Below are 25,507 nucleotides of genomic sequence, written 5' to 3'. Positions count from 1 at the left end.
CAAAGGCTGCGCTCAGGCAGGGAACGTAGAGTGGGACGGCCACGCGGTCGCCCGCCCGTTCGATCCCGGCGCCGAGTCGTCACCGAAGTCCATTCGTCGAAAGAGCACCCACACGATGCCCAGCGGTCCGGATAATCGCGGCGCACGCAGCAGCGCCAAGTCAGCCAAGGCGATCAGAGCCGCAAACAAGGGGTCCGGCGGTTCCCGCAAGGGCGGGATACCGAAGAAGCGGGAGATCCCCTGGCTGACGATCGGTGCCTCGGTCGCCGTGATCGCCCTGATCGCACTGCTCGCCGTCAACCTCGTGCCGAAGTACCAGGAGAAGACCGAGGCCGACAAGTTCGCTCCGAGCGAGTCGAATCCCGACCCGTCGACGGCCATCGAGGGCGTCGTCAAGATCGACTACCCGGCCGCGCTGCACGTCTCGGCGACGCAGCGGGTCGCGTACGACCAGAGCCCGCCGTTCGGCGGCCCCCACGACGCCACCTGGGCCACCTGCACCGGTTTCGTGTACCCGAACGCGATCCGCACCGAGAACGCCGTCCACTCGCTCGAGCACGGCGCCGTGTGGATCACGTACAACCCCGACACCCTGTCGGACGAGGATCGGCAGGCACTGGCCGACAAGGTCGAGGGCACGTCGTACATGCTGATGTCGCCGTACCCGGGTCTCGACTCCCCCATCTCGCTGCAGAGCTGGGGCCACCAACTCAAGGTCGACAGCGCCGACGACGAGCGGATCGGCCAGTTCGTCGCGGCGCTGCGCCTGAACAACTTCGGCGTGTACCCCGAGGTCGGTGCATCGTGCTCGACCGTCCCGGGTGCGTTCGACCCCGACAACCCGCCCGCGTTCGATCCGACGCCGCCGGGCCCCGACGCGGTGACGATGGACGGCGCGGGCCTGACGCCGGACGCCTCCGAGACCGGCGGCAGCACCGGCCTCCCGATGGCGCCCGAGCCCACCCCGGGCAGCTGACGTGACCGAGCCGAACGAACAGTCGGGCAGCGTGCGCAGCCAGCGCACGGCGCTCGCGATCCTCGGCCTGGTCGCGGCCATCGCGGTCGGGTTCGGGCTCGGATTCCTCGCGAACCAGTTCCTGCACGACGACACCGCCACCCCGGTCGCCGGCTCCGTCGACGTCGGGTTCGCGCAGGACATGATCGAGCACCACGACCAGGCCGTGGAGATGTCGGCGATCGCGCTGGCGAACGCGTCGGATCCGCTGGTCCGCGACTTCGCCTACGACATCCTGACCACGCAGCAGAACCAGATCGGCCAGATGACCGGCTGGTTGTCGCTGTGGGATCAGCCGATCGCGTCGTCCGCCGGGCACATGGCCTGGATGAGCGAGGGAAGCGACGGTCACGATCACGGCGGCACGACCGCGTCGGCGACCGCCGCGGCGTCGCCGGGGAGCGCCCAGATGCCCGGAATGGCCACCTCCGAGGAGATGGCGGCGCTGCGGCAGGCCCGCGGCGAGGCGGTGGACGTGCTGTTCCTGCAGCTGATGCTCCGCCACCACCAGGGCGGGCTGCCGATGATGGAGTACGCGGCCGAGCACGCGCAGGAACGCGTGGTGCGCACTCTCGCCCAGACGATGGTCGACACCCAGCAGAGCGAGTCCGCCCGGATGACGCAGTTGCTCAGCGAGAAGGGCGCGGCTCCGCTTCCTGCGAACTGAGCGCCTGCGAACCGAGCGATCCCCACGTCCAGTCGCGCACCTCGGGCATGTCCTCGAGGTGCGCGACGACGTACTGCCGGTGCCGGTCGAGCTGGGCCCGGCAGTACCGGGCCAGCTCGTCACCGTGTTCGGGCACCCGCCGGCTCCGCCGCAGCGCCTCGAGCGCCAGGTGGTAGCGGCTCATCCGGTTCAGGACCACCATGTCGAACGGGGTCGTCGTGGTTCCCTGCTCGCTGAACCCGCGGACGTGGAACCGGTCCGGGTTGGGCCGGCCGTGCAGCAGTTCGTGCACGGCTCGTGAGTACCCGTGGAAGGCGAACACCACGTGCGTGTCCTCGGTGAACAGGTTCTCGAACACGGTGTCGGAGTAGCCGTGCGGGTGGTTGTCCGCGGGCAGCAGCGCCATCAGATCGACGACGTTGACCACCCGCACCCTCAGCCAGGGCACCCACGTCCGCAGCAGCTCGGCGGCCGCGAGGATCTCCTGCGTCGGGACGTCGCCCGCCGCGGCCAGCACGACGTCGGGCTCGTCCGGTGAGCCGTCGGTGTCGTCCTCGGTGCCCGCCCAGTGCCACACCGAGGCGCCGGCCGCGCAGTGGTCGGCGGCCTGCTCGAGGGTCAGGTACTGCAGGTGCGGCTGCTTGTCGACGACGACGAGGTTGACGTGGTCGGTGCTGCGCAGGCAGTGGTCGGCGATCGAGAGCAGGGTGTTCGAGTCCGGCGGCAGCCAGATCCGCACCACGTCCGGAGCCAGCGGGATGGCGGCGTCGATCATGCCGGGTCCCTGGTGACTGAAACCGTTGTGGTCGTTGCGCCAGCAGGTGCTGGTCAGCAGCACGTTCAGTGACGACACCGGTTCGCGCCAGGGCAGGGTGCGCGCGTGCTGGAGCCATTTGGCGTGCTGGATCAGCATCGAGACACTCACCATGGCGAAGGCCTCGTAGCTCGCGAACACGCCGTGCCCGCCGGCGAGGAGGTATCCCTCGAGCCAGCCCTGGCAGAGGTGCTCGCTGAGCACTTCCATCACCCGCCCGTCGGCGCCGAGACCGTCGTCGGCGTCGGTGACGGGTAGCTGCCAGCACCGGTCGGTGATCTCGAACACGGCCCCGAGCCGGTTGCTCGCCGTCTCGTCGGGGCAGAACAGCCGGAAGTCGCCGCCGCCGTCGGGACGCAGGCCCTCGGCGTAGATGTCGCGCATCAGTTCACCGAACACACGGGTGGTCTCGTGGAAGGTCTCCCCCGGCGCGTCGACGTCGAGTGCGTAGCGTTCGAGCGGCGGGATCCGCAGTGGCCTGCGCAGTCGCCCGCCGTTGGCGTAGGGCGTCGAGCCCATCCGCCGGTCGCCGTCCGGCGCCAGTGCGGCGAGTTCGCCCGCCAGGGTGCCGTTCTCGTCGAACTGACGCTCCGGGTGGTAGGACCGCAGCCACTCCTCGAGCCGCGCCAGGTGGTGGGGATTCTCGCGGACCCCCGACAGCGGCACCTGGTGGGCACGGTGAGTGCCCTCCACGACCGCCCCGTCGACGGTGTGCGGCCCCGTCCACCCCTTCGGTGTCCGCAGCACGATCGCCGGCCAGCGTCGGGTGTCGGCTCCCGCGCCGGAGCGGGCCGCCCGCTGGATCGCCGTGATCCGGGCGTGCGCCGCGTCGACCGCCGCGGACAGGTCACGGAAGACCTGCCGGGGGTCGTCGCCCTCGACGAACTCCGGCGCCCAGCCCTGGCCGGACAGGTAGGCGGCGACGTCGGCGTCGCTGCTGCGGCCGAGCACCGTCGGTCCCGCGATCTTCGCGCCGTTGAGGTGCAGGATCGGCAGCACCGCGCCGTCGCGCCGCGGGTTCAGGAAAGCGGGCAGCTTCCAGGACGCGGACAGCGGCCCGGTCTCGGCTTCGCCGTCGCCGATCACGCAGGCGACCAGCAGGTCGGGCCGGTCGAACGCCGCGCCGGCGGCATGGGCGAGGGCGTAGCCGAGTTCGCCGCCCTCGTGGATGCTCCCCGGGGTCTGGACGCTGACGTGGCTCGGCACACCGCCGGGTGCCGAGAACTGGCGGCAGAGCCGTTCGATACCGGCCGCGTCCCGGCTCACCTGCGGATAGATCTCGGAGTAGGTGCCTTCGAGGTACGTGGCGGCGACGAGCGCGGGCCCGCCGTGCCCGGGACCGGTGACGTACAGCCACTCGGCACCGGTGCGGCGGATGTGGCGGTTGAGGACCGTGTAGATCGCCGAGAGACCGGGACTGGTCCCCCAGTGCCCGAGAAGGCGGGGCTTGATGTGCTCGGCCCGGAGGGGCTCGCGGAGCAGGGAGTTGTCCTGCAGGTAGATCTGGGCGACCGTGAGGTAGTTGGCCGCCGCCCACCACCGCAGGTCGAGCGCGAGGTCGTCGTCGGAGTACTCGTCGGTGTGGTGAGGGGTCCGGGTGTCCTGCTCCGCCATCTGTCGTCCCTTCCGTCCGGTCTCGAGAGGTGCCAGGTCGGGCTCACCTGCGACTTTATCGGGAGCGGGGGCCGGTTTGTGGATTCCGGCACGGCATGCGCTACGCTAAGCCAGCCCAACCGGCACACCGAGTCATCGGTGCGCCCCCGTAGCTCAGGGGATAGAGCGTTCGCCTCCGGAGCGAAAGGTCGCAGGTTCGAATCCTGCCGGGGGCACTCGCGTTTCGAGTGCACCGCAGTCCACGTCAGAGCCCCGGTCGACATCGTCGGCCGGGGCTCTGACGCGTGCGGGACCTCTCAGCCGAGCGCGGCGATGGGTGCCATGTCGAAGTAGTCGCGCCACCCGGAGATCCTGCCGTCCTCGGTCACCTCGAAGACGCCCATGACGGGCAACTCCACGGTGGTGCCGTTCATCGTCAGCACGTCGGTCCGCTCGTTCATCACGACCGGACCGTTCGACGCCTGGCGGTGGATGCGGAAGTCGATGCCACCGAACTGGCCGACGAATCCGGTGAGGAACTCCCGGATGGCGTCCTTACCCACCACGGGTTCCATCGGGATGTTGTGGTAGACAGCGCCTTCGGTGAAGTACGCGACGAGGGTCTCGACATCCGGGTCGGCCCAGCGGGAACAGAACTCGGTCACGACGGCGTCGGGGGTCATGGCGTACTACCTTTCGTGGAGGGGTGGGGCTCGATGATCGCCGTGATGGCCGTGATCTCGGCGCCCGGCACGGCGAAGTGCTCGGTCACCGCGACGGTGTGGGTCTCGTCGCCGACGGCCATGTCGAGCAGGAAGCGGGCGACGACGTCGGTCCCGAACTCGCCGAACGTGAGGTCCCGGATCCCGGTGAGCGGCCGGTACTGCTCCCCGGTTTCCAGCTCGCGCGCGATTTCCGATCCGGAATCGCCTGTCCGCCTGCCGTTCTCGACGCGGCGGCAGTCGGCCGCCAGCCGCACCTTGGTTGCGTCGTGGGTGAGCAGCGAGCCGAGGTACTCCCGCGCCATCGCCACGCGCGGGCTGTCCGCCGACGCGCCTGTCAGGTCCGCGATCGACGCCAGCAGCGTCTCCGCGAGGTCGCGGCGGCAGATCAGCAGGTCGGGGAGGTACGGGTGCGCCTGGTTGTAGACCAGCGGTGTTCCGTCGATGCGTGAGCAGTGCAGACCGGCCGCCACCGCGACACCGACCGGCGCCGCGGAGTCCCATTCCCACTGCCCGCCGGCGTGGACGTACGCGTCGGCCTCGCCCCGCAGCACCGCCATCGCCTTGGCCCCGGCCGACCCCATCGGCGTGACGTCGGCGCCGGCTCGGTCGGCGAGCGCGCCCACGAACTCGGGAGGACGGCTGTCGCTGACCACGATCCGGGGACGATCACGTTCCCCGGCGGCGGCGGTACAGGTGTCGCTGCGGAACACGCGGCCGAGGGCGGGCTGCGCGACGGCCGCGGCGGTGACGCCCTCCCCGCGTTCCCACAGCGCGACGTGCACGGCCCAGTCGGTACGCCCGGGCAGGCCGTACTCGCGGGAACCGTCGAGCGGGTCGATGATCCAGACGCGGTCCGCGTCCAGCCGGTGCGAGTCGTCGGCGGACTCCTCCGACAGCACGGCATCCGACGGCCGGTGCTCGGCGAGCATCCGCAGTAGCAGGGCGTCGGCCTCCTTGTCGCCGCGCCTGCTCAGTTCCCGGGCCGCGTCCTTCGGCAGCGGCTCCTCACCCAGCTCACGCTCGCGCAGCTCCAGCAGCAGGTCCCCGGCGCGGGCGGCGAGCTCGGCCGCCAACTGCCCGTCGTCGAGATCGAAGTCGATTGTCACAGGCTCAGATACTCCATGATCGCGACGGCCTGCGCGACCGGATCGCCGTCTTCGGGGCGGAGCACCAGTTCGGCGTGCTCGGGACATTCGTAGGGGTCGTCGACGCCCGTGAACCCGGTGATCTCCCCCGCCCGGGCCTTCGCGTACATGCCTTTCGGGTCGCGGGCCTCGCACTGCTCGATCGGGGTGTCGACGAACACCTCGACGAAGCGCAGCCCCGCGGCCTCGTGCGCGGCCCGCACGCGGTCGCGGTCCACGCAGTACGGACTGATCAGGGACGCGATCGCGACGACACCCGAGTCGGCGAACAGTTGCGCGACCGCCCCGACCCGCCGCACGTTCTCGGCGCGGTCGGTCGCACCGAATCCGAGATCGGCGTTGAGACCGTGCCGCAGGTTGTCGCCGTCGAGCCGGTACGCGGGGATCCCGGCGGCCACGAGCCGGCGTTCGAGTTCGACTGCCACCGTGGACTTTCCGGACGCCGACAGTCCCGTCAGCCAGATCGTGGCGCCGCGGGTCGCGCGGTCGGCGCGGCTCACCGCGGACGCGTGCCAGACGACCCGAGACCGATTCGGCGTCGGCCCGGTGATCATGCCCGCGGCGACGGTGTTGCCGGTGGTCTCGTCGATCAGGATGAAGCTTCCGGTGACCCGGTTGCGGCGATACGGGTCGAACAGCAGCGGCTGCGTCGTCCGCAGCTGGATCCGCCCGATCTCGTTGAGCGCCAGCGACTCCGCGGATTCGTCGCGATGCAGGGTGTTGACGTCGAGGCGGTAGTCGAGCCGGACCACATGCGCCCGCGTGGATCGGGTGGTGTGCAGCAGCGCGTACCGGCCGTGCTCGGCGAGGGTCGTGTCCGCGGTCAGCCAGCAGACCATCGCGTCGAGCTCCTGACCGACCAGCGGCCTGTTGTTGGGCCGGCACAGGGTGTCGCCGCGGCCGACGTCGAGATCGTCGGTGAGTTGCACACACACCGCGGACGGCGCGAACGCCTCCTCCACGGGTTCGCCGCCCGGGCCCCAGATCGCCGCGATCGTGGACGTGAATCCCGACGGCAACGCGACGACCTCGTCGCCCGGTTTGAACACACCGCTGGCCACGGTGCCCGCGTAGCCGCGGAAGTCGTGCAGGTCGGAGTCGGTCCGGCGCTGCGGCCGGATCACGTACTGCACCGGTAGCCGAGCGTCGATCAGGTTGCGGTCCGAGGCGACGTGCACCTCCTCGAGCAGGTGCAGCAGCGACGACCCCTCGTACCAGGGCATGTTCTCGGTGCGGGCGGCGACGTTGTCGCCGAGCAGCGCCGAGACGGGGACGAAGGTGAGGTCGTGGACGTCGAGTTTGGCCGCGAACCGGCGGAACTCCTCGCAGATCTCCTCGAACCGGGCTCGGGACCAGTCGACGAGGTCCATCTTGTTCACGCACACCACCAGGTGCGGGATGCCGAGCAGCGTGGACAGGAAGGCGTGTCTGCGGGTCTGTTCGACGATGCCGTTGCGGGCGTCGACGAGGATCAGTGCGAGGTCGGCGGTGGACGCGCCGGTGACCATGTTGCGGGTGTACTGCTCGTGACCGGGGGTGTCGGCGATGACGAACCTGCGCCGCGGCGTGGCGAAGTAGCGGTGCGCGACGTCGATCGTGATGCCCTGCTCGCGTTCGGCGCGCAGGCCGTCGGTGAGCAGGGCCAGGTTCGCGCGTTCGTCACCGCGTTCGCGGCTGCTGCGTTCGACGGCTTCGAGCTGGTCCTCGAAGATCGACTTCGAGTCGTACAGCAACCGGCCGATCAGCGTCGACTTCCCGTCGTCGACGGATCCGGCCGTTGCCACCCGCAGCAACTGTGCGCCCATCAGAAGTACCCCTCCTTCTTCCGGTCTTCCATGCCCGCCTCCGAGATCCGGTCGTCCGCCCGGGTGGCGCCGCGTTCGGTGATCCGGCTGGCGGCCACCTCCGCGACGACGGCGGCGGCGGTGCGCGCCGAGGACTCGACGCACCCGGTGCAGGTCGCGTCGCCCACCGTCCGGAACCGCACCAACGTCTCGTGCGGCTCCTCGCCGGGAAGCAGTGTCAGGAACCTGGTGTGCGCCAGCAGCATTCCGTCCCGGTCGACGACCGGCCTGCGGTGCGCGTAGTAGATCGACGGCAGATCGATGCCCTCGTCGGCGATGTACTGCCAGATGTCGAGTTCGGTCCAGTTGGACAGCGGGAAGACGCGGATGTGTTCACCCTTGCGGTGCCGGCCGTTGTAGAGGTGCCACAGTTCGGGCCGCTGGGCGCGCGGATCCCACTGTCCGAACTCGTCGCGGAAGCTGAACACCCGCTCCTTCGCGCGCGCCTTCTCCTCGTCGCGGCGGGCCCCGCCGAACACGGCGTCGAAGCCGCCGTCCCGGATGCCGCGGAGCAGGGTGCGGGTCTGCAGGCGGTTACGGCTGGCGCGCGGGCCGGTGTCCTCGACGACCCGGCCGGCGTCGATGTCGTCTTGCACGCTCGCCACGACCAGCCGAAGCCCGAGCCGGTCGACGACGCGGTCGCGGAACTCGATCACCTCGTCGAAGTTGTGCCCGGTGTCCACGTGCATGACCGCGAACGGCAGCGCGGCGGGCCAGAACGCCTTGGCCGCCAGGTGCAGCATCACCACCGAGTCCTTGCCGCCGGAGAAGAGCAGGACCGGCCGTTCGAAGGTCGCGGCGACCTCGCGGAAGATGTGCACCGCTTCGGCCTCGAGCGCTCCGAGGTGCGCGAGCTGGTAGTCGGGCGGGGACGATGCGGTCATCGCAGCTCCGGTTCACAGTCGGTACATTTTTGTACCGTGTCGGTACCAATGGCGGATTGCTGCCGACTCTAGAACGCGTTACAGGACCGGTCAATGCCCGGAGGACACCCGCTTCCACACCGGCGAGCGACCACCCACCTCGCTCGTCACGGCTTCGGCCGCCGCGGCCAGCAGCCGTCCCCGGCGCGCGATCTCCGCCCCGCTGATCGCCCCCCCGACGTCCAGGGTGAGCACCATCGACTGCGTACCGTCCGCGTCGTGACACGGTGCGGCGATGAGGCTGACCGGGTACTCGACGTCGTCCAGTGTCTCTCGCCCGAGGTAGACGCGCTCACCGAGACTCGACACCATCTCCCCGACGAGCTCGCGGAGCTCGTCGGGCAGGTCGCGCCCGGCAACCCCCGCCATCAGCGAGAACAGCCGCCGGCCCGTCGGCGTCAGACGCTCGACGAGATAGCCGGCGGCCCGGCAGTCCTCGACGACGGTGCGCAACAGGTCGCGGTCGAGGACGACCGGAAAGGCCGGCTCGCGGCGCAGCCACCGCGCGAGCTCGTCGTCGTGACTCCAGAGCACGTACATCAGCCCGACCGGTGGCGCGAACGGGTACACCTGCCCCACCCGGGCCGCGGTCCGGCCCGCCTCGACGCCGGGCGGTGCGGCGACGTCGAGGATCATCACCTGGTCCCCCACCACGCCGGATGCGGTGCAGACCGCACCGAAGCGTCGCGCGAGGTCCTCGAGGTGCGGGCGCACGATCGAGCCCACCGCGAGTCCGCGTTGCGCGGCGCGCCCGGCCGCGATCAACGCGGGCCCGAGCCCGTACCTCGCGTCGGCGTCGCGGGTGAGGTAGCCGCCGCCGACCAGGGCGGTGAGGATGCCGAGGCAGGTCGGCTTGCTGATGTCGAGGGCGCGGGCGAGTTCCGACAGTCCGAAGCGACGATCGGGGCGCGCGACCAGGTGGTCGAGCACCTGCATCACGCGCTCGGTCGGTGGCGAGCGACGTCCGGTGGGGGCGTCCGGATCCACGGCCATTGACCACTCCTTAGAACGCGTTCTATGGTCGGGGGCAGCTTCCCTACCCCTTGGGTACACATTTGTACCACCGATGCGAGGAGTGGCCGTGCCGACCGACCCGCGGGCCGAAACATCCCCCGTTCGACTGCCTTCCGCCCTCACCGCCCCGCTCCGCGGCGCCATCGCCGAGGCCGAGGAGCTCGTCGCGGCCGCGCCGCACATCCGGTCCGAGCAGGATCTGCTCGAGGGCTACCAGTACCTGGCCGGCGGCATTCTGGCCTGCGTTCACGCGGCCTGGGCCACCGAGAAGACGCACCCGACCCTCATCCAGGGCACCGGCCCGTACACGAAGATGGGCCTCGACAACCCGGACACGCTGTACTTCGGCGCCCGGATCAACGACGACGCCGAGTACGTCGTCACCGGAACCCGCGGCACCACCGTCGATCTCAGCTTCCAGGTCCTCAGCGGCAACTACACCGACTCCACCGTGCCCGGCAGCGAGTCCGCCTTCGACGACCGGGCCGTCGACATCGACGCCGACGGCCGCTTCGAGGTCCGCTTCGGCCCCGCCGGCGGCGAGTGGGCACGACACGCGGCCGGACGCCGCAACCACTACGTCCTCGCGCCCGGCGCGTCGCAGCTGGTCATCCGCGAGGTCTACAGCGACTGGACCCAGCGCCGCGGCACCGTCCGGATCGAGCGGGTGGACCGTCGCGGCGTTCCCTTCGACGCACTGACCCCCGAGGAGACGGCGAAGCGCTTCGCCCGCGCGGGCAAGGCGCTGGTGAGCCGGGTCAGGACGTGGCTGCAGTTCCCGGAGTGGTTCTACCTGAAGCTGCCGGTGAACACGATGACCGAACCACGCCTGACGCCCGGCGGCCTGGCCACCCAGTTCTCCTCGGTCGGCCACTACGACCTCGGCGCGGACCAGGCGATGATCATCACCGTCCCGAAATCCGATGCGCCGTACCAGGGTTTCCAGCTCGGCAGCATGTGGTACATCTCGCTCGACTACACCGGCCACCAGACGTCACTGAACAACACCCAGGCCCAGGTGGATCCGGACGGGATGATCCGCATGGTCGTCGCGGAGCGCAATCCGGGCATCATCAACTGGATCGAGACCGTCGGCCACCCGCGCGGCATCCTGCAGTTCCGCTGGCAGCGCACGTCCCGCGAGCCGACCCCCGACGACGGCCCGACCGTCGAGGTCGTCGGGATCGACGAGGTCGCCGCGAAACTGCCCTTCCACGAACAGAACAAGATCACCCCGGAGGACTGGACCGCCCGCATCGCGGCGCGCCAGGCCGCCGTCGCCGACCGGATGCTCGGATAGGACACCACCGTGACCCAGCCACAACTGTTGCAGGACAGAATCGTCGTCATCTCCGGCGTGGGCCCGGCGCTCGGACGCACGCTGGCGCTGCGCTGCGCCGAGGCCGGCGCCGACCTCGTGCTCGCCGCCCGCACCCGGTCGCGGCTCGACAAGGTGGCCAAGGAGGTCGCCGATCGCGGGCGGCGCGCGGTGACCGTGCCGACCGACATCACCGACCACGCGTCGGCCCTGAACCTGGTCGCGGCCACCGACGAGGCGTACGGCAGGGCCGACGTCCTGATCAACAACGCGTTCTCGGTGCCGTCGATGAAACCGCTGGAGCGCACCGACTTCCAGCACATGCGGGACGCGGTGGAGCTGACGGTGTTCGGCGCGTTGCGGCTGACCCAGCTGTTCACCCCGGCACTGGAGGCGTCGAAGGGAGCGGTGGTGAACGTGAACTCGATGGTGCTGCGGCACTCGCAGGAGCGGTACGGCAGCTACAAGATGGCCAAGTCGGCGCTGCTGTCGGTGTCACAGTCGCTGGCAACGGAACTGGGCCCCAAGGGAATCCGCATCAACTCGGTCGCCCCCGGCTACATCTGGGGTGAGACTCTGCAGCAGTACTTCGCGCACCAGGCGAGCAAGTACGGCACCACCGTCGAGCAGATCTACGAGCACACTGCCGCGGGCACCGACCTGGGGCGGCTGCCCACCACCGAGGAGGTCTCCGACGCGGTGATCTTCCTGTCCTCCCCGATGGCCAGCGGCATCACCGGGCAGTGCCTCGACGTCAACTGCGGCGAGTTCCACCACTAGAAGGAGGCGACATGACCGAACCCGGCAGCACCGAGCGCACCACGGTCGGCACGGCCGAGGACCTGCACGCCTCTGCCACCCGACTGACGGGTCTGAGCGACTTCGGCGTCGACGACTACAGCGAGGCCCTCGGCGTTCTGCTCGACTCCTACGCCCGCGACGAGGACCTGACGCCCGTCGGCAGCAAGATCTCCCGGGTGTTCCTGCGCGGCGCCCTCGTCGCGCGACTGCTGTCCGAGGCCGCCTGGCAACAGCATCCGCAGCACACGGACGTGACGATCGAGCGGCCGATCTTCGTCACCGGACTCCCCCGCACCGGAACCACCGCGCTGCACCGCCTCCTGACGGTCGACCCGGCGCACCAGGGCCTGGAGATGTGGCTGACGGAGATGCCACAGCCGCGGCCGCCGCGCGAGACGTGGGAGTCGAATCCCGTCTTCCAGGGCATCGAGGCCCAGTTCCGGCAGCATCACGTCGAGCACCCCGAGTTCATGGGTGTGCACTACATGTCGGCAGCGGAGGTCGAGGAGTGCTGGCAGCTGCTGCGGCAGACGTTCAAATCCGTGTCGTACGAGTGCCTGGCGCACCTGCCCACCTACTCGAAATGGCTCGCGGGCCAGGACTGGACCAACGCCTACGCTCGTCACAAGAGGAACCTGCAGTTGATCGGGCTGCCGGACCGGGACCGGCGCTGGGTGCTCAAGAACCCGAGTCACCTGTTCGCGCTCGACGAGTTGATGGCGGTGTACCCGGACGCGCTGATCGTGCAGACCCACCGACCGCCGAGCACGATCATGGCGTCGGCGTGCAGCCTCGCCGAGCAGGCGACGGAGGGGTGGTCGAACCGGTTCCGGGGCGAGGTCATCGGCCGCGGCCAGCTCGAACTGTGGGCCCGCGGCCTCGAGATGTTCACCGCGGCCCGCGCGAGGTTCGACCCGGCGCAGTTCGTCGACGTCGACTACACCGACTTCGTGGCCGACCCGCTCGGCACCGTCGAGGGCGTCTACTCACGCTTCGGCATCCCGCTGAGCACGGCGGCGCAGCGGGCGATGGAGACCGTGCACGCGGAGTCCCGGTCCGGCGACCGCAGGCCGGCGCACCGCTACACCCTCGCGGAGTACGGCCTGACGGAGGCGGAGGTCGACGAGCGGTTCGGTGTCTCCCTCCAGAGGTGATTCCCAGCGCCGCGCACCGGGCGACGCGCCGCGCAGATCCGGAGCGACGGTCCGGAAAACCCGCGCGTGCAACAGCGACGAGACCGCCCCCCCACCACCGGGAGTCCTGGGGGAATCCGTGCAGGAGTCGTTCGGGCCGAGGGGCAACGCGTCGAGGGCAGCGGCGTACCCGGCCGGCGACGTCCACGTCTCCGTGTCGTCGAAGATGCGGATTCGTGTGGGACGGCCTCGACCCGGCTGAACAGATCGGCGCACCCGCGGGGTGTCGAGTAGACGGTCGACAGTGAGCAGTTGCCGAGAACGAATGGTCACGACGTCGTAAGCGGCCATGTCGCCTCCCGCGAACAAAGTAGGCGGTACCGGAGATTATATATTTCTTCGGGTGCGGGCCAACAGGCCTTTGGGCAATACACCTAAGCACCGCCGGCGTTACACCCAATCCGAAAAACAGGTAGTCGCGTAGGTAGTACTGCCGTCGTCACGGGACCCAAACCTCACGAGACTGTGAGTCGCATCACACCCCGCGCTCCCGAGTCTTCCGAGGTCACCATGCCCGAGAACCCGCACACCGCCGCCGGCGCCGACCACCGACGCCCCCTCGATCCCGGCACGCTGCTCGTCAAGCAGTGCACGGCCTGCACCACGCTGTACGCGCCGCTGACCGAGATCTGCCCCACCTGCGGGAGCACCGACCTCACCGCCATTCCCTCCCCGGGCACGGGCGCGATCGTGTCGTGGAAGGCCGCACCCGGCGGGAGTCCGGCCGTGAACGCGATCGTTGAACTCGACGAGGGCCCCCTGATCTACACGTGGGTCGAGGGTGACATCCCCGACCTGCCCGACCGACGCGTGCGCGTCCGGTTCCGCCCGTCGTCCCCCGGCGACCGGTTCCCGGTCTTCGCCGTCAACTCCTGCGACGCCCCCATCAGGTCGGGCACCCGATGAGCGAGAGCCCCTCCCCCCGGGAGCAGTTCCAGACGTGGCTCCGGCAGTGCACCGCCCTCGCCCAGGCTCAGGCACTGAGTCCCCACGGGAGGCGCGTCGTGGACTTCGCGATCAGATGGGCGCCGTTCGGCGGGGCGAGCCCGGCCGACCTGATGGAGAACTTCGGCGTCACCCCCGCCAGGTTTCGACAGGTCCTCCGAGAGTCCCTCGACCCGCGGGGGACCCCCGACATCCATCTGCGCGCCATGAAGTACGACTTGAGCGAATCGCTGCTCCGCGCATGGACACCTGAGCCGCGTCGGAACCGGACGGGATCCGGGCGGCGGCGAGCTGACCAGGGAATCAAGATCAAAAATTTGGGTTAGCCTACCCTTTTCCAGGACGCCTCCTTAAGGTAGCCTTCCCTCAAGAAGTAGCGGCTGGAGGATCACGGAATGTACGTCTGCGTTTGCGAGGCCACAACCGAAGACACGGTGCACCAGTGCATCACTGCGGGCGCACGCACCGCCAAGCACGTCGCGATGGGTTGCGGCGCGGGACGTGGACGAGGCTGCGGCATGTGCCGTGACCGCATCAAGTCGATGATCGAACAGCACTACGCACTCGTCGAGGAATGCGAGGCAGAGCCGATCAGCGCATAGGCGCCGAACGCCGAAAAGGGCGACGCGACACAAATACACCGAGATAACTCCCCCGGTGGGGGTTAGGCTGAGACCACTGTCCCGCCAAACTCACCGGAGGTACTGCCATGCGTGGCGACGATGAGATCATCGCCCTTCTGAACGAGCAGCTGACGAGCGAGCTCACGGCGATCAACCAGTACTTCCTCCACTCGAAGATGCAGGCCAACTGGGGCCTGACCCGGATCGCGGAGAAGACCCGGCAGGAGTCCTTCGAGGAGATGCAGCACGCGGAGATGCTCACCGACCGCATTCTGATGCTCGAGGCCCTGCCGAACTACCAGCGCATCCTGCCGCTGCGCATCGGCCAGACGATCCGTGAGCAGTTCACCTCCGACCTCGCCATCGAAGTCGAGGTCGTCGAGCGCCTCCGTCCCGGCATCACCCTGTGCCGCTCCAAGGGCGACCACACCACGGCCGGCATCTTCGAGAAGATCCTCGCCGAGGAAGAGGACCACGTCGACTACCTCGAAACCCAGCTCGAACTGATCGACAAGCTCGGTGAGCAGCTGTACCTGGCCCAGCTCGTCGACTCGCCGCCGAGCGTCGGCTGACACCCGACAACGTCCGGAGCCCGACAAGTGACATCACCTGCCGGGCTCCTTCTCTTCGAGCGGATGACGGGACTCGAACCCGTGTAAACGGCTTTGCAGGCCGGTGCCTAGCCACTCAGCCACACCCGCATCGCCCTGTACTGTGCCGTGTCCCCGGCGCCGCGAGAAGGTTTGCGCTCAGCGTGATTCGAATGTGCCGGCGGCTCAGCTGTGTTTACGCACCAACAGCGCGCTGAATCCGGCCGCGCACAGTGCGAAGGCGACGGCACACGCCGCGAAGGCGGTGCTGCCGAGCGCGGTGAAGCCGAGAACGGTGGTGCCCACGCCACCGCCGATGTAGAGCACCGAGTTGCTCCACGACAGGGCGGCCGAGCGGCGGTCGGCCATCACCGTCGTCAGGTTCACCTGCACGGCGCTGAAGAACCCTGACCCGGCGAAGGAGGTGAACACGAACCCTGCGATCGACAGCTGCCACGTTCCGCCGGTCGTCGCGACCGCGAGCCCGACGGCCGTCAGCAGTCCCCAGCCGACGCTGAGCACGGCGACCTCCCTGCCTGCCGACACCCACCGGTCGATCAACGGTCCGATCACCATCGACCCGGTCATCGACCCGAGACCGACGGCCATCCCGACCAGGCCCAGTACGCCGATGTCGAATCCGAACTTCGTCGTGAACAGCGCGCCCGCGTACGCATACGTGCCGAGCCGGGCGGCCTGGACGAAGAAGTTGCCGGCCATGATCATGCGGAACGGCCCGACGCGCCACAGCGCGAACGACGACCGCAACGCCGCCGCCGGGCGGACCCGGGTCAGGGACGCGGGGACCGTCGAGCGCAGCCGCCAGGCGATCAGGCCACCGGCGACCACCAGGCCGAAGGCCACCGCCGCGAACGCGAACCGCCAGCTCAGCGCCGCAGCCGCGAACGTCGCCAACGGCACGCCGACGATCTGCCCGCCCGCATAGGCGGCGGCAGCGCGGGCGATGGCGCGGCCACGTTCGCGCGGTACCGCGGTCTCCGCGACGTACGCCCACATCGCGGGACTGAGCAGTGCGCCGCCGATGCCGGCGATCGCGCGGGCGGCGAGCAGCCACCCGAGGGAGGGGGCGATCGCGCACAGCGCCTCCGCCGTCACGAAGACGACGATGCCGGCCAGGATCACCTTCTTCCGGGGCAGATGTTCGGTCAGGGCACCGAGCAGGGGACTCGCGACGGCGTAGGACAGGCCGAACACGGTCACCATCGCGGCGGTCGCGGACACCGTCGTGCCGAAATCCTCCGAGATGGTGGGCAGCAGAGGGGACGCGAGAAACAGGTCCGCACCCATGAGGAAGAGCGCCGCCTGGATCAGGACATGCTGCGCCCAGGGTGTACGGAGTTCTGTCACGCTTAAATACCTACACGAAGCAAGCTTCCCGGCAGGGTCCCGGGCACCCGAACGACACCTCCCGGTGACAGGGAGACCGCACCCAGCCACACCGCTGGGAGCCCTAGCGTTGCCCGCATGAGTGCACTCGACCTGCGGAAGCTGGCCGGTCAGACCGCCGTCGTGACCGGCGCGGCATCGGGCATCGGCGCCGCCGTGGCCCGACGCGCCGCCGCACTGCGGATGCGGGTGGTCCTCGTCGACCGCGACCGGGAACCGCTGCACCGCACGGCATCCGACCTGACCGGCACCGGCGCGGTCGTTCACCCGGTGGTCTGCGACGTCCGGGACGCCGCCGCCGTCGACCGGCTCGCCGACACGGTGTGCCGTGAATTCGGTTTCGTGCGCCTGTTCGTCGGCAACGCCGGAGTGGAGAGCACCGGCCGGCTGTGGGAACTCCCACCGGACCGGTTCGACCAGGTGCTCGGGGTCAACGTCGCAGGCGTCTTCCACGGTATCCGGGCCTTCGTTCCCCGGCTGCTCGAGTCGGCGACCCCCGACCGGGAGGCGATCGTGGTGACCGTCGCATCGATCGGGTCGGTCACCACCATGCCCGCGCAGGCCGCCTACGTCGCGAGCAAACACGCCGCGCTGGCCCTGACGGAATGCCTCGCACTCGAACTCGCACAGGAGCGCAAACCCGTCCGCGTCGCGGCCTTCCTGCCCGGCCCGGTGCACACCGGGATCTACGACAGCGCCGCGGCGGACGGCGCGGCCGGAACGGAACTGCGGGACCGGATGCGCGGCTTTCTCGCCGAGCGCGGCGTGACGGCCGAGGCGGCCGCCGAGGCCCTGTTCACCGGGATCGCCGCGGGCGACTTCTGGATCTTCACCGACCGCGACCGCGCCGCCGAACTGCTCCGGACCCGCGCAGAGCGGCTGGTGGACGCCGCACGCTCGCGTGCGGACACCGGGTCCGGGGACACGTCGAGCACGCAGGAGCGGCGGAGCGGCCTCGTGGGATGATGGCGGGCATGCCGTCACAACCGTTGCCGCTCGACCCGATCGAGGAGGCCCACCGCCAGTGGGAAGCACACGGCTGGGCTGACGTCGCCGACGGCATGGCCGCGGTGACCTCGGTGATGCGCGCGCAGCAGATCATGATCGCCCGGGTGGAGGAGACCCTCAAACCGACCGGACTGACGTTCTCGCGATACGAACTCCTGACGCTGCTCACCTTCACCCGGTCGGGTGCATTGCCGATGGCGAAGGCCAGTGCGCGCCTCCAGGTTCACCCGACGTCCGTGACCAACGCCGTCGACCGGTTGGAGAAGGCGGGACTGGTACGGCGGGTGCCACACCCCAGTGACCGCCGCGCGACGCTGATCGAGATCACCCAGGCGGGACGGGATTTGGCGTTCGACGCGACGGAAAGGCTCAACAGCCAGGTCTTCTCGAAGCCGGGACTGTCCGCGGACAAGCTGGACACCCTCGTGCGGATCCTGGCGGAGCTGCGCCGCGAGGCCGGAGACTTCGACACCGGGGACGTCCCCACCAAGTGGTGACCGGGCCACGACCCATAGGCGATTCCTAACGAACCGTGCGGTGTCACGACTTTGCCGCCGACGCCGGTCCGGTGGTCGACTGGCGGGACGGGACGCAGCGGCGCGCCCGGTCCGGCGACCTTCAGGAGCGTGACGTTGAGCGGCCTCCACCTACCCGATCGTGTTCGTCTGCACGCCGTCGAGAACCCCACGGGGACGGCGGTCATCGCCGGAGAGTCGGTGCTCACCCACGCAGAGTTCGACGCGAGCACCACCCGGGTCGCGAGTGCACTGGCCGCGACGACGGCCCCCGGCGGCCGGGTCGGCGTGCTGGCCCGCATGGGGCTCGCGGGAGCCGAGACGTTCATCGGGTGCGCGAAGGCGGGGCTGGTCTTCGTGCCACTGAACTGGCGCCTCAACCCGGACGAGGCCGCGGCCATCGCCGTGGACGCCGGGCTCGACGTGCTGATCGTCGACCCCGAGTTCGCCGCCGCGGCCGCCGCGATCGCCCTGGCCCTGCCCGACGTGCGGGTCGTCGTGATCGGTTCCGACCCGACCGTGCTGCCGACCGCGACGACGTGGGGGCAGCTGGTCGCGTCCGGCTCCGACACCGATCCCGGCCTCGGTGGCGACCCCGACGCGAGCGTGCTGCAGCTCTACACGTCCGGGACGACAGGTCGCCCGAAAGGTGTTGTCGCGACGCACCGCAACCTGCACAACGACCCGGAAGGGCTGCAGATCTACCGGTTCCGTGAGGACGCCGTCGCGCTGAACGCGATGCCCCTGTTCCACATCGCGGGCGCCGGATTCCTCAGTACCTGTGTGTCCGCGGGGATCCCGCTCGTCCTGCTGGGTGAGTTCCGGGCCGCGACCGTCGCGGCGCTGATCGACCGCCACCGGATCACGCACGCGTTCCTCGTGCCGTCGACCATCCAGGCGTTGCTCGACCTGCCCGGCCTCGCCGACCACGACCTGACGAGCCTGCAGGTGGTCGCCTACGGTTCCTCCCCGATCACGCCCACGCTGCTGCGCCGCGCCATGGACACCCTGCAGTGCGGTTTCGTGCAGCGGTACGGGATGACCGAGACCACCGGCTCGGTCACCGCGCTGTCCGTCGAGGACCACGACCCGTCGGGAGAGCGTGCGGCACTGCTCCGTTCGGCGGGCAGGCCGATGCCGGGCGTGGAGGTCCAGATCCGCGACCTCGCCACCGGCGAGCCGCTGCCTGCCGGGGAGACCGGCGAGATCGTGTGCCGCTCGCGCAACAACGTCGCCGGGTACTGGCTCCGCGACTCGGACGGACTGCTCACCGACGACGGTTTCCTGCGCACCGGCGACACGGGCCACGTCGACGAGAACGGCTACCTGTTCGTCACGGACCGGGTCAAGGACATGATCATCACCGGCGGCGAGAACGTCTACCCCGTCGAGGTCGAGGTGATCCTCGCCGAGCATCCCGCCGTCGCGGAGGTCGCCGTGGTCGGTGTCCCCGACGTCCGGTGGGGCGAGGCCGTGACGGCGGTCGTGCGCCTCGTCGACGGCGAAACCCCTCCCACCGAAAGCGAACTCGTCGCATTCACCACCGCACGGCTGGCGTCGTACAAGAAGCCGCAGCGCATCCACTTCGTCAGCGAGCTGCCCCGCAACGCGAGCGGAAAGATTCTCAAGAAGTCGATCCGCGCCGACCTCGCCGCCGGGCGGCACGCCTGACCGCGGCCGCGAGGTCCGTCACTCCCCCGGTCACCTCGACCGTGGACCACCGACCGCGGTCCCACCCTAATCACCGCACCACGCACACCGGAGAGCACCACATGAGCACCGTCCTCACCGAATTCGCCGACGGCGTCGCCGTCTTCACCCTCAACCGGCCGGAAGCGAAGAATGCGATCGACCTCGAAACCGCCAAGGCTCTTGCCGCGGCGATCGACGAGTTCGAGGCGCGACCGGACCTGACGATCGGCATTCTCACCGGCGCCGGCGGCACGTTCTGCGCCGGCATGGACCTCAAGGCGTTCACCCGCGGCGAGCGTCCGTCGATTCCCGGTCGCGGCTTCGGCGGCCTGACGGAGGCGCCGCCGACGAAGCCGCTGATCGCCGCCGTCGAGGGTTGGGCGTTGGCGGGCGGCTGCGAGCTGGCCCTGGCCGCCGACCTGATCGTGGCGTCGCGGGAGGCGAAGTTCGGCCTTCCCGAGGTCAAGCGCGGGCTCGCCGCCGCGGCCGGTGGCCTGCTGCGCCTGCCGAAGATCCTGCCGTACCCGCTGGCGATGGAGATCGCCATCACCGGCGATCCGCTGTCCGCGGAGCTCGCGCACCAGCACGGGCTGGTGAACCGGCTCGCCGAGCCGGGCCAGGCGCTCGAGGTGGCGCGCGAGCTCGCCGCCCGCGTTGCCGCCAACGGTCCGCTCGCGGTCCGTGCCACCAAGCAGGTCGTGTCGATGGCGGTGTCGTACACCGACCCCGACGCCTTCGTCGCGCAGCGCAGGTTCATCGACCCGGTGTTCGCGTCGTCGGACGCGCAGGAGGGCGCGAAGGCGTTCGCCGAGAAGCGCGCTCCGGTGTGGCGCGGCGAATAGCCGAGACGCCGGGCAGGCGGTGAGCGCCGCCTGCCCGGCCCCCGGAACACCGGGTATCGGTCCACTGACCCACCGGTAGGATGAGCCGGTGGACCTGCACCTCGTGACGTACTTCATCGCCGTCGTCGATCATGGTGGTATCACGAAGGCCGCGCAGTCCCTCTACATCTCGCAGCCGTCGCTCTCGCAGGCGATCCGCACCCTCGAGCGGCGGCTCGGCACCACCCTGTTCGACCGGACCGGCCGCCGGCTCGAACTGACCGAGGACGGCAAACGCCTCGACACCGCGGCGCGACGCATCCTCGCCGACGTCGCCCGGGCCAAGCAGAAGGTCGCCGCGGTCCGTGAACTCGAATCCGGGCGGGTCGACGTGGTGACCTACTCCGCGTTCTCCCTCGACCCCCTCGTCGACCTCGTCCGCCGGTTCCGATCCCGGCACCCCCGGATCCTGGTGAACGTGGTCGACGCCGACGGCCCCGCCGGCGTGCACACCGCCCTGCGTCGCGGCGAGGCCGAGATCGGGGTGAGCGATCTGTCCGTCGAGCATCCCGGCATGGTGACAATTCCGCTGGCCGAACAGGACCTCGTCCTCGCGATGCACGAGAGGCTCGCGAACGGACTGCCCGATCCGCTCCCCCACACGCACGTCCGGGACATCCCCCTGATCGTCGACCTGAGCAACCGCTCGACCGTGGGGCGGGTGGGCGCGCTGATCGGCGGCGAGTCGACGAACGTCGTCGTCGACTGCGCGCAGCCGGTCGCGGCCTGGGAATTCATGCTGCGCGGGACCGGCGCGACGTTCACCTCGCGCAACACCCCCTACGACCAGACACCCGAGATCGTCCTGCGCAGTCTCGATCCGCCGCTCACCAGGCCGATCGGACTCGTGCTCCGGTCCGGCGAACCGTCCCCCGCCGCGGCGGCGTTCGTCACCGCCGCCACCGCATCACCGGTGCAGGTGTAGCCGTGGACTTCCGTCAGATCGAGTACTTCCTCGCCGTCGTCGAGCAGGACGGCATCAACGGCGCCGCCGCGGCGCTCGGCGTCGCGCAGCCGACGGTGTCGCAGTCCCTGCGGGGGCTCGAACGCGAACTCGGGGTGCAGCTGTTCCACCGGATCGGCCGGGGCATGGTGCTCAGCGCCGCGGGACGCAGCCTCGTCGGGCCGAGCAGGCAGGTGCTGCGCGACGTCACCGCGGCGCGGGACATGCTCGCCGGGGGCGCGGGCGGCGACCTCGCCGGCCGACTCGACGTGATGGCGTTCCCCGCACTCGCGACCGGCACCATCATCGACCTGATCGCCCGCTTCCGCACGACGTATCCGAAGGTGACCGTCCAGCTCGCCGACCTGCGCGACGAGGCCGCTTCGGCCTCCCTGATCCGGGACGGACACTGCGAATTCGTCGTCGCCCACCTTCCGATCGACGGCGAGGGCCTCGAGGTGATCGAGCTCGGCGCCCAGGAGTTCTGGTTGGTGTACCCGCCGGGCACCGAGCTTGCCGAGGGACCGGTGAGACTGGCCGAGCTGCCGGACATTCCGATGGTGTTCGTTCCTCGGGGCGGGTCGCTCGGCGACACCATCGAGGAGGCGATCCACGACGCGGGCGCCCACCCGTCGCCGGCGGTGATCATCGAGCACCGCGAGGCGCGACTGCCGCTGGTGCTGTCCGGTGTCGGAGGTTCCCTGATGGAGCGATCGGTGGCGGAGTCGGTGCGGGATCGTGCCGTGGTGCGCCGGTGCGAACCCAGTTTCACCCGCGCGTTCGGGCTGGCGTACGACCCGGCGACCCTGTCGCCCGTCGGCCGGGCCTTCGTCGAATCGATCCGCACGACAGTCGATTCCGACGTCGAGCCGGGGAACTGACCGCGGGCGCTCGGCCGGTGGGCAGCATCCGGACGGATACCGCCCACCAGCACGTCACGGTCAGTGCGGCAGCGCCGCCTGCAGCCGGGTCCGCAGATCGGTCTTGAGGATCTTGCCCGCCGCCGAGGTGGGCAGCGCATCGAGCACCACGACGTCCCGGATCTTCTTGTACGGCAACACCTGTTCGGCGACGAAGGCCATCAGCTCCTGCTCGTCCACCGTGGCGCCGGGCGCCGGGACGACGAACGCGATCGGCTCCTCCCCGACGGCGCCGGCGTCGCGGCCGACCACCGCGGCCGTCGACACCGACGGGTGCGACACCAGGATGTCCTCGAGCTCCCGCGGATAGACGTTGTAGCCCTTGTAGATCAGCATGTCCTTGGCCCGGTCGCAGATGTAGACGTAGCCGTCGTCGTCCTTGTAGGCGATGTCGCCGGTGTCCAACCAGCCGTCCACGAACTGCTGGGCGGTGATCTCCGGGTGGTTCAGGTATCCGCCGGTGACCTGCGGACCCCGCACCCAGAGCTGGCCACGCTCCCCGGCAGGCACCTCGGCGGTCGGATCGTCCTGCGGGCGGATCCGGACCTCGGTGTCGAACATCGGGATCCCGACCGCGCCGAGCCGGTACTCGGCGCCGATCACCAGCGGTGCGGCCGTGACGACACACGTGGCCTCGGTCAGTCCGTAGCCCTCGGTGACCTTCGCGTTGGGGAACGCGACACCGAGCGCCTCGAGGGTGGGACGGTCGATCGGGGCGGCACCGGAGGCGACGACACGCACCGACGCGGTGTCGCGGGTCGCGGCGTCCGGGTGGGTCGCGAGCGCGTGCCACATCGCCGGGCTGCCGGTGACGTAACTCGCGCGGTACCGCTCGACGAGTTCGAGCATGCGCGCCGGATCGAACCGTCCGGCCATCACCTGGGTGACGCCGCACATCAGCAGGAACGACGAGTTGATCAGGGCGTGCGCGTGGAACAGCGGCGACACCACGACGGTGCTGCCCTTGCCCGGCTGGACGCCGTAGACCTCGAGGTCGCCGATCGGCCGCAGCTCCACCAGGCCCGCCTCGGTCCGCACCACCGCGTGCCCGGCCCGCCACGCGCACATCTGGGTCACGTTCGCGACGACGTTGCGGTGCAGCACCCGCACCCCCTTGGAGACGCCGGTGGTCCCGCCGGTGAACGCGAGATGCGCGACGTCCTCGACGCTCACCTCGACCGGAGGGAACGACGTGGAGTTGCCGTCGAGGAACTGCTCGAACCCGACGATCCCGTCCGAGTCGCACTCCCCGCCGACCACGACGACGGTGCCGACCGTGGTCCCGGCCGCGGCCGCACGCAACGTGTCGAGCTGCGCGGGCTGCGTGACCGCGACGACCGCGGTGGTCTCCTCGATCTGCCTGCGCAGTCCGGGCTGCGGCTGCAGCGGGTTGACCAGCGTGACGGTGGCGCCGGCGCGCAGGGCGCCGTAGTACGCGACGAAGAACTCGATGCAGTTGCTCATGTGGAGCAGCACGACGTCGCCCGCGGCGACACCGGCCGCGACGAGGCCGCCGGCGAACTGCGCGGAACGCTCGTCGAGGTCCCGGTACGTGCAGACCTGCTCGCCGTCGACGAGCGCCGGTCGGTCGCCGTAGGCGGCGCCCATGCTCGGCGCCCACACCGCCATCGAGACCTGCGGGTAGGTCAGGTGAAGTCCGGAGAAGCTGTTCGCGTCCATGTCTACTTTCCGATCAGAGCAGTTCGAGAATGGTGGCATTGGCCATCCCGCCGGCCTCGCACATCGTCTGCAGGCCGTAACGAATGCCATTGTCCCGCATGTGATGTGCCAGGCGGGTCATCAGGATCGCACCGGAGCCGCCGAGCGGGTGACCGACGGCGATCGCGCCGCCGAGCGGGTTGAGGCGGTCGGCCGCGGCACCGGTCTCGATCTGCCAGGCGAGCGGCACCGGCGCGAAGGCCTCGTTCACCTCGAAGGCGCCGATGTCGTCGAGTGACAGACCGGAGCGCTCGAGTGCCGTGGCGGTCGCGGCGATCGGTCCGGTGAGCATCATGACCGGATCGTCGGCGGCCACGGCCGCGGTGTGGATCCGGGCCAGCGGGCGCCATCCCCGCGCCGCGGCGTACTCGCCGGTGGTGATCAGCAGGGCACCGGCGCCGTCGGAGATCTGCGAGGAGTTGCCGGCGTGGACGACACCGTCCTCCTGGAAGACCGTCCTGAGCTTGGCGAGCGAGTCGAGCGAGCCGCCGCGGCGGATGCCCTCGTCCCGGGTCAGGCCGGCGATCGGCGCGAGCTGGCCGTCGAAGGCGCCGGCTTCGGTGGCGGCGTCGGCGAGTTCGTGGGAACGCAGGGAGTACTCGTCGAGCGTGGTGCGCGACAGGCCCCACTTCTCGGCCATCATCTCCGCGCCGACACCCTGGCTGAATCCCTCGACGCCGTAGCGGTCGCGGACGGACTGCGGCAGGTGCTCCCCGTTCTTGCTGGCGGACCCCATCGGAACCCGGGTCATCGTCTCGACGCCGCCCGCGACGACGACGTCGTACTGGCCGGCGATCACCGCCGACGCCGCGAAGGAGACCGCCTGCTGGCTCGATCCGCACGCCCGGGTGAGGGTGACACCGGGCACCGACTCGGGCCACCCCGCCGCGAGCACCGCGTTGCGCGCAACGTTGCCCGCCTGCTCGCCCGCCTGGCTGACGCAGCCCCACACGACGTCGTCGACGAGCGCCGGGTCGAGGTCGGTGCGGGCGGCGAGGGCGGTCAGCACGTGTGCGGACAGGTCGACGGCATGGACGTCGGCGAGCGCACCTCCACGACGGCCGATGGGTGTGCGGACCGCATCGACGATCACGGCGTCGCGCATGGTTACCTCCAGGAGGACAGGGAGTTCGAGAACGGAACGAGGCCGGCCGGCTACGCGGGGCTCGACGTCGAGTCGATCACGTAGCCGGCCGGTCCGACAATGACTTT

23 protein-coding genes and 2 tRNA genes are annotated in these 25,507 nt (G+C 70.1%); 15 read left to right on the top strand and 10 right to left on the bottom strand.

Translation table 11 applies throughout. The annotated features are described in order from the left end of the window. Window positions 1–115 precede the first annotated feature (115 nt). A complete protein-coding gene (locus ACFYVR_RS10915) occupies window positions 116–976 on the top strand; it encodes a DUF3105 domain-containing protein (RefSeq protein ID WP_387472626.1) in 861 nt (286 codons plus the stop codon). A 1-nt stretch (window position 977) separates the two neighbouring features. Continuing rightward, the gene (locus ACFYVR_RS10910; protein ID WP_387472624.1) at window positions 978–1,682 is read left to right on the top strand and encodes a DUF305 domain-containing protein; all 705 of its coding nucleotides are present in this window, start codon (window positions 978–980) and stop codon (window positions 1,680–1,682) included. On the opposite strand, the gene ACFYVR_RS10905 is transcribed toward ACFYVR_RS10910, so the two are convergent. Then, entirely contained in the window at window positions 1,645–4,110 is a 2,466-nt protein-coding gene (locus ACFYVR_RS10905) for a phosphoketolase (protein ID WP_387472622.1), read from the bottom strand. The two genes, ACFYVR_RS10910 and ACFYVR_RS10905, sit on opposite strands and share 38 nt — an antisense overlap. 142 nt (window positions 4,111–4,252) lie before the next feature. Here ACFYVR_RS10905 and ACFYVR_RS10900 point away from each other — a divergent pair. Beyond that, a tRNA-Arg gene (locus tag ACFYVR_RS10900) sits at window positions 4,253–4,325 on the top strand. A gap of 81 nt (window positions 4,326–4,406) precedes the next feature. Here the strand turns inward: ACFYVR_RS10900 and ACFYVR_RS10895 are convergent. From ACFYVR_RS10895 to ACFYVR_RS10875, 5 genes are all read right to left on the bottom strand, one after another. Next, window positions 4,407–4,772, bottom strand: a complete 366-nt coding sequence (locus ACFYVR_RS10895; RefSeq protein WP_387472620.1) for a limonene-1,2-epoxide hydrolase family protein — start codon at window positions 4,770–4,772, stop codon at window positions 4,407–4,409. Continuing rightward, complete coding sequence (locus tag ACFYVR_RS10890; RefSeq protein WP_387472619.1) at window positions 4,769–5,920, bottom strand: 3'(2'),5'-bisphosphate nucleotidase CysQ; 1,152 nt, start codon at window positions 5,918–5,920, stop codon at window positions 4,769–4,771. Before ACFYVR_RS10890 ends, ACFYVR_RS10895 begins: the two co-directional genes overlap by 4 nt. Continuing rightward, on the bottom strand, window positions 5,917–7,764 hold the full coding sequence (gene cysC / locus ACFYVR_RS10885; RefSeq protein ID WP_387472617.1) for an adenylyl-sulfate kinase: 1,848 nt from the start codon (window positions 7,762–7,764) through the stop codon (window positions 5,917–5,919). The genes ACFYVR_RS10890 and cysC overlap by 4 nt, the downstream gene beginning before the upstream one ends. Next, complete coding sequence (gene cysD / locus ACFYVR_RS10880; RefSeq protein ID WP_387472615.1) at window positions 7,764–8,687, bottom strand: sulfate adenylyltransferase subunit CysD; 924 nt, start codon at window positions 8,685–8,687, stop codon at window positions 7,764–7,766. The genes cysC and cysD overlap by 1 nt, the downstream gene beginning before the upstream one ends. A gap of 90 nt (window positions 8,688–8,777) precedes the next feature. Then, entirely contained in the window at window positions 8,778–9,719 is a 942-nt protein-coding gene (locus ACFYVR_RS10875; protein ID WP_387472613.1) for an IclR family transcriptional regulator, read from the bottom strand. Between the two features lie 88 nt (window positions 9,720–9,807). On the opposite strand from ACFYVR_RS10875, the gene ACFYVR_RS10870 reads away from it, so the two are divergent. The 6 genes from ACFYVR_RS10870 to bfr all read left to right on the top strand — a co-directional run bounded on the left by ACFYVR_RS10870 (window position 9,808) and on the right by bfr (window position 15,192). After that, entirely contained in the window at window positions 9,808–11,040 is a 1,233-nt protein-coding gene (locus ACFYVR_RS10870) for a hypothetical protein (protein ID WP_387472611.1), read from the top strand. 9 nt (window positions 11,041–11,049) lie between these two features. Then, complete coding sequence (locus ACFYVR_RS10865) at window positions 11,050–11,838, top strand: SDR family oxidoreductase (protein WP_387472609.1); 789 nt, start codon at window positions 11,050–11,052, stop codon at window positions 11,836–11,838. 11 nt (window positions 11,839–11,849) lie between these two features. Continuing rightward, complete coding sequence (locus tag ACFYVR_RS10860; RefSeq protein WP_387472607.1) at window positions 11,850–13,013, top strand: sulfotransferase family protein; 1,164 nt, start codon at window positions 11,850–11,852, stop codon at window positions 13,011–13,013. Window positions 13,014–13,562: 549 nt separating this feature from the next. Continuing rightward, window positions 13,563–13,958, top strand: coding sequence for a Zn-ribbon domain-containing OB-fold protein (locus ACFYVR_RS10855; RefSeq protein ID WP_387472605.1), 396 nt, complete (start codon window positions 13,563–13,565; stop codon window positions 13,956–13,958). Between the two features lie 434 nt (window positions 13,959–14,392). Continuing rightward, the gene (locus ACFYVR_RS10850; protein ID WP_387472603.1) at window positions 14,393–14,599 is read left to right on the top strand and encodes a bacterioferritin-associated ferredoxin; all 207 of its coding nucleotides are present in this window, start codon (window positions 14,393–14,395) and stop codon (window positions 14,597–14,599) included. A 107-nt stretch (window positions 14,600–14,706) separates the two neighbouring features. Beyond that, complete coding sequence (gene bfr / locus ACFYVR_RS10845) at window positions 14,707–15,192, top strand: bacterioferritin (RefSeq protein ID WP_387472601.1); 486 nt, start codon at window positions 14,707–14,709, stop codon at window positions 15,190–15,192. 58 nt (window positions 15,193–15,250) lie between these two features. Here the strand turns inward: bfr and ACFYVR_RS10840 are convergent. Together ACFYVR_RS10840 and ACFYVR_RS10835 are read right to left on the bottom strand one after the other, a co-directional pair. Beyond that, a tRNA-Cys gene (locus ACFYVR_RS10840) sits at window positions 15,251–15,321 on the bottom strand. Between the two features lie 75 nt (window positions 15,322–15,396). Beyond that, window positions 15,397–16,578, bottom strand: coding sequence for an MFS transporter (locus tag ACFYVR_RS10835; protein WP_387472599.1), 1,182 nt, complete (start codon window positions 16,576–16,578; stop codon window positions 15,397–15,399). A 117-nt stretch (window positions 16,579–16,695) separates the two neighbouring features. Here ACFYVR_RS10835 and ACFYVR_RS10830 point away from each other — a divergent pair, with 117 nt between their 5' ends. The 6 genes from ACFYVR_RS10830 to ACFYVR_RS10805 all read left to right on the top strand — a co-directional run bounded on the left by ACFYVR_RS10830 (window position 16,696) and on the right by ACFYVR_RS10805 (window position 22,537). Next, window positions 16,696–17,583 (top strand): SDR family NAD(P)-dependent oxidoreductase, encoded by an 888-nt coding sequence (locus tag ACFYVR_RS10830; protein ID WP_387472597.1) that lies wholly within the window; start codon window positions 16,696–16,698, stop codon window positions 17,581–17,583. Between the two features lie 8 nt (window positions 17,584–17,591). Further along, window positions 17,592–18,122, top strand: a complete 531-nt coding sequence (locus tag ACFYVR_RS10825; RefSeq protein ID WP_387472595.1) for a MarR family winged helix-turn-helix transcriptional regulator — start codon at window positions 17,592–17,594, stop codon at window positions 18,120–18,122. 135 nt (window positions 18,123–18,257) lie between these two features. Next, the gene (locus tag ACFYVR_RS10820; RefSeq protein ID WP_387472593.1) at window positions 18,258–19,811 is read left to right on the top strand and encodes a long-chain-fatty-acid--CoA ligase; all 1,554 of its coding nucleotides are present in this window, start codon (window positions 18,258–18,260) and stop codon (window positions 19,809–19,811) included. Between the two features lie 101 nt (window positions 19,812–19,912). Continuing rightward, window positions 19,913–20,674 (top strand): crotonase/enoyl-CoA hydratase family protein, encoded by a 762-nt coding sequence (locus tag ACFYVR_RS10815; RefSeq protein WP_387472591.1) that lies wholly within the window; start codon window positions 19,913–19,915, stop codon window positions 20,672–20,674. 88 nt (window positions 20,675–20,762) lie between these two features. After that, window positions 20,763–21,638 carry a LysR family transcriptional regulator gene (locus ACFYVR_RS10810; protein WP_387472589.1) on the top strand — a complete coding sequence of 292 codons (876 nt, stop codon included), beginning with the start codon at window positions 20,763–20,765 and terminating at the stop codon, window positions 21,636–21,638. A gap of 2 nt (window positions 21,639–21,640) precedes the next feature. After that, on the top strand, window positions 21,641–22,537 hold the full coding sequence (locus tag ACFYVR_RS10805) for a LysR family transcriptional regulator (RefSeq protein WP_387472587.1): 897 nt from the start codon (window positions 21,641–21,643) through the stop codon (window positions 22,535–22,537). 60 nt (window positions 22,538–22,597) lie between these two features. Here ACFYVR_RS10805 and ACFYVR_RS10800 read toward each other — a convergent pair whose 3' ends face one another. Next, the gene (locus tag ACFYVR_RS10800) at window positions 22,598–24,256 is read right to left on the bottom strand and encodes a class I adenylate-forming enzyme family protein (RefSeq protein ID WP_387472585.1); all 1,659 of its coding nucleotides are present in this window, start codon (window positions 24,254–24,256) and stop codon (window positions 22,598–22,600) included. A 13-nt stretch (window positions 24,257–24,269) separates the two neighbouring features. Then, on the bottom strand, window positions 24,270–25,400 hold the full coding sequence (locus ACFYVR_RS10795; protein ID WP_387472583.1) for a thiolase family protein: 1,131 nt from the start codon (window positions 25,398–25,400) through the stop codon (window positions 24,270–24,272). Window positions 25,401–25,507: the final 107 nt, after the last annotated feature.

This window comes from Rhodococcus sp. NPDC003318, assembly GCF_042879035.1.
Lineage (GTDB): Bacteria > Actinomycetota > Actinomycetes > Mycobacteriales > Mycobacteriaceae > Rhodococcus_G.
Note: the sequence above shows the minus strand (reverse complement) of the source record. Positions and strands in the feature narration are given on the sequence as shown.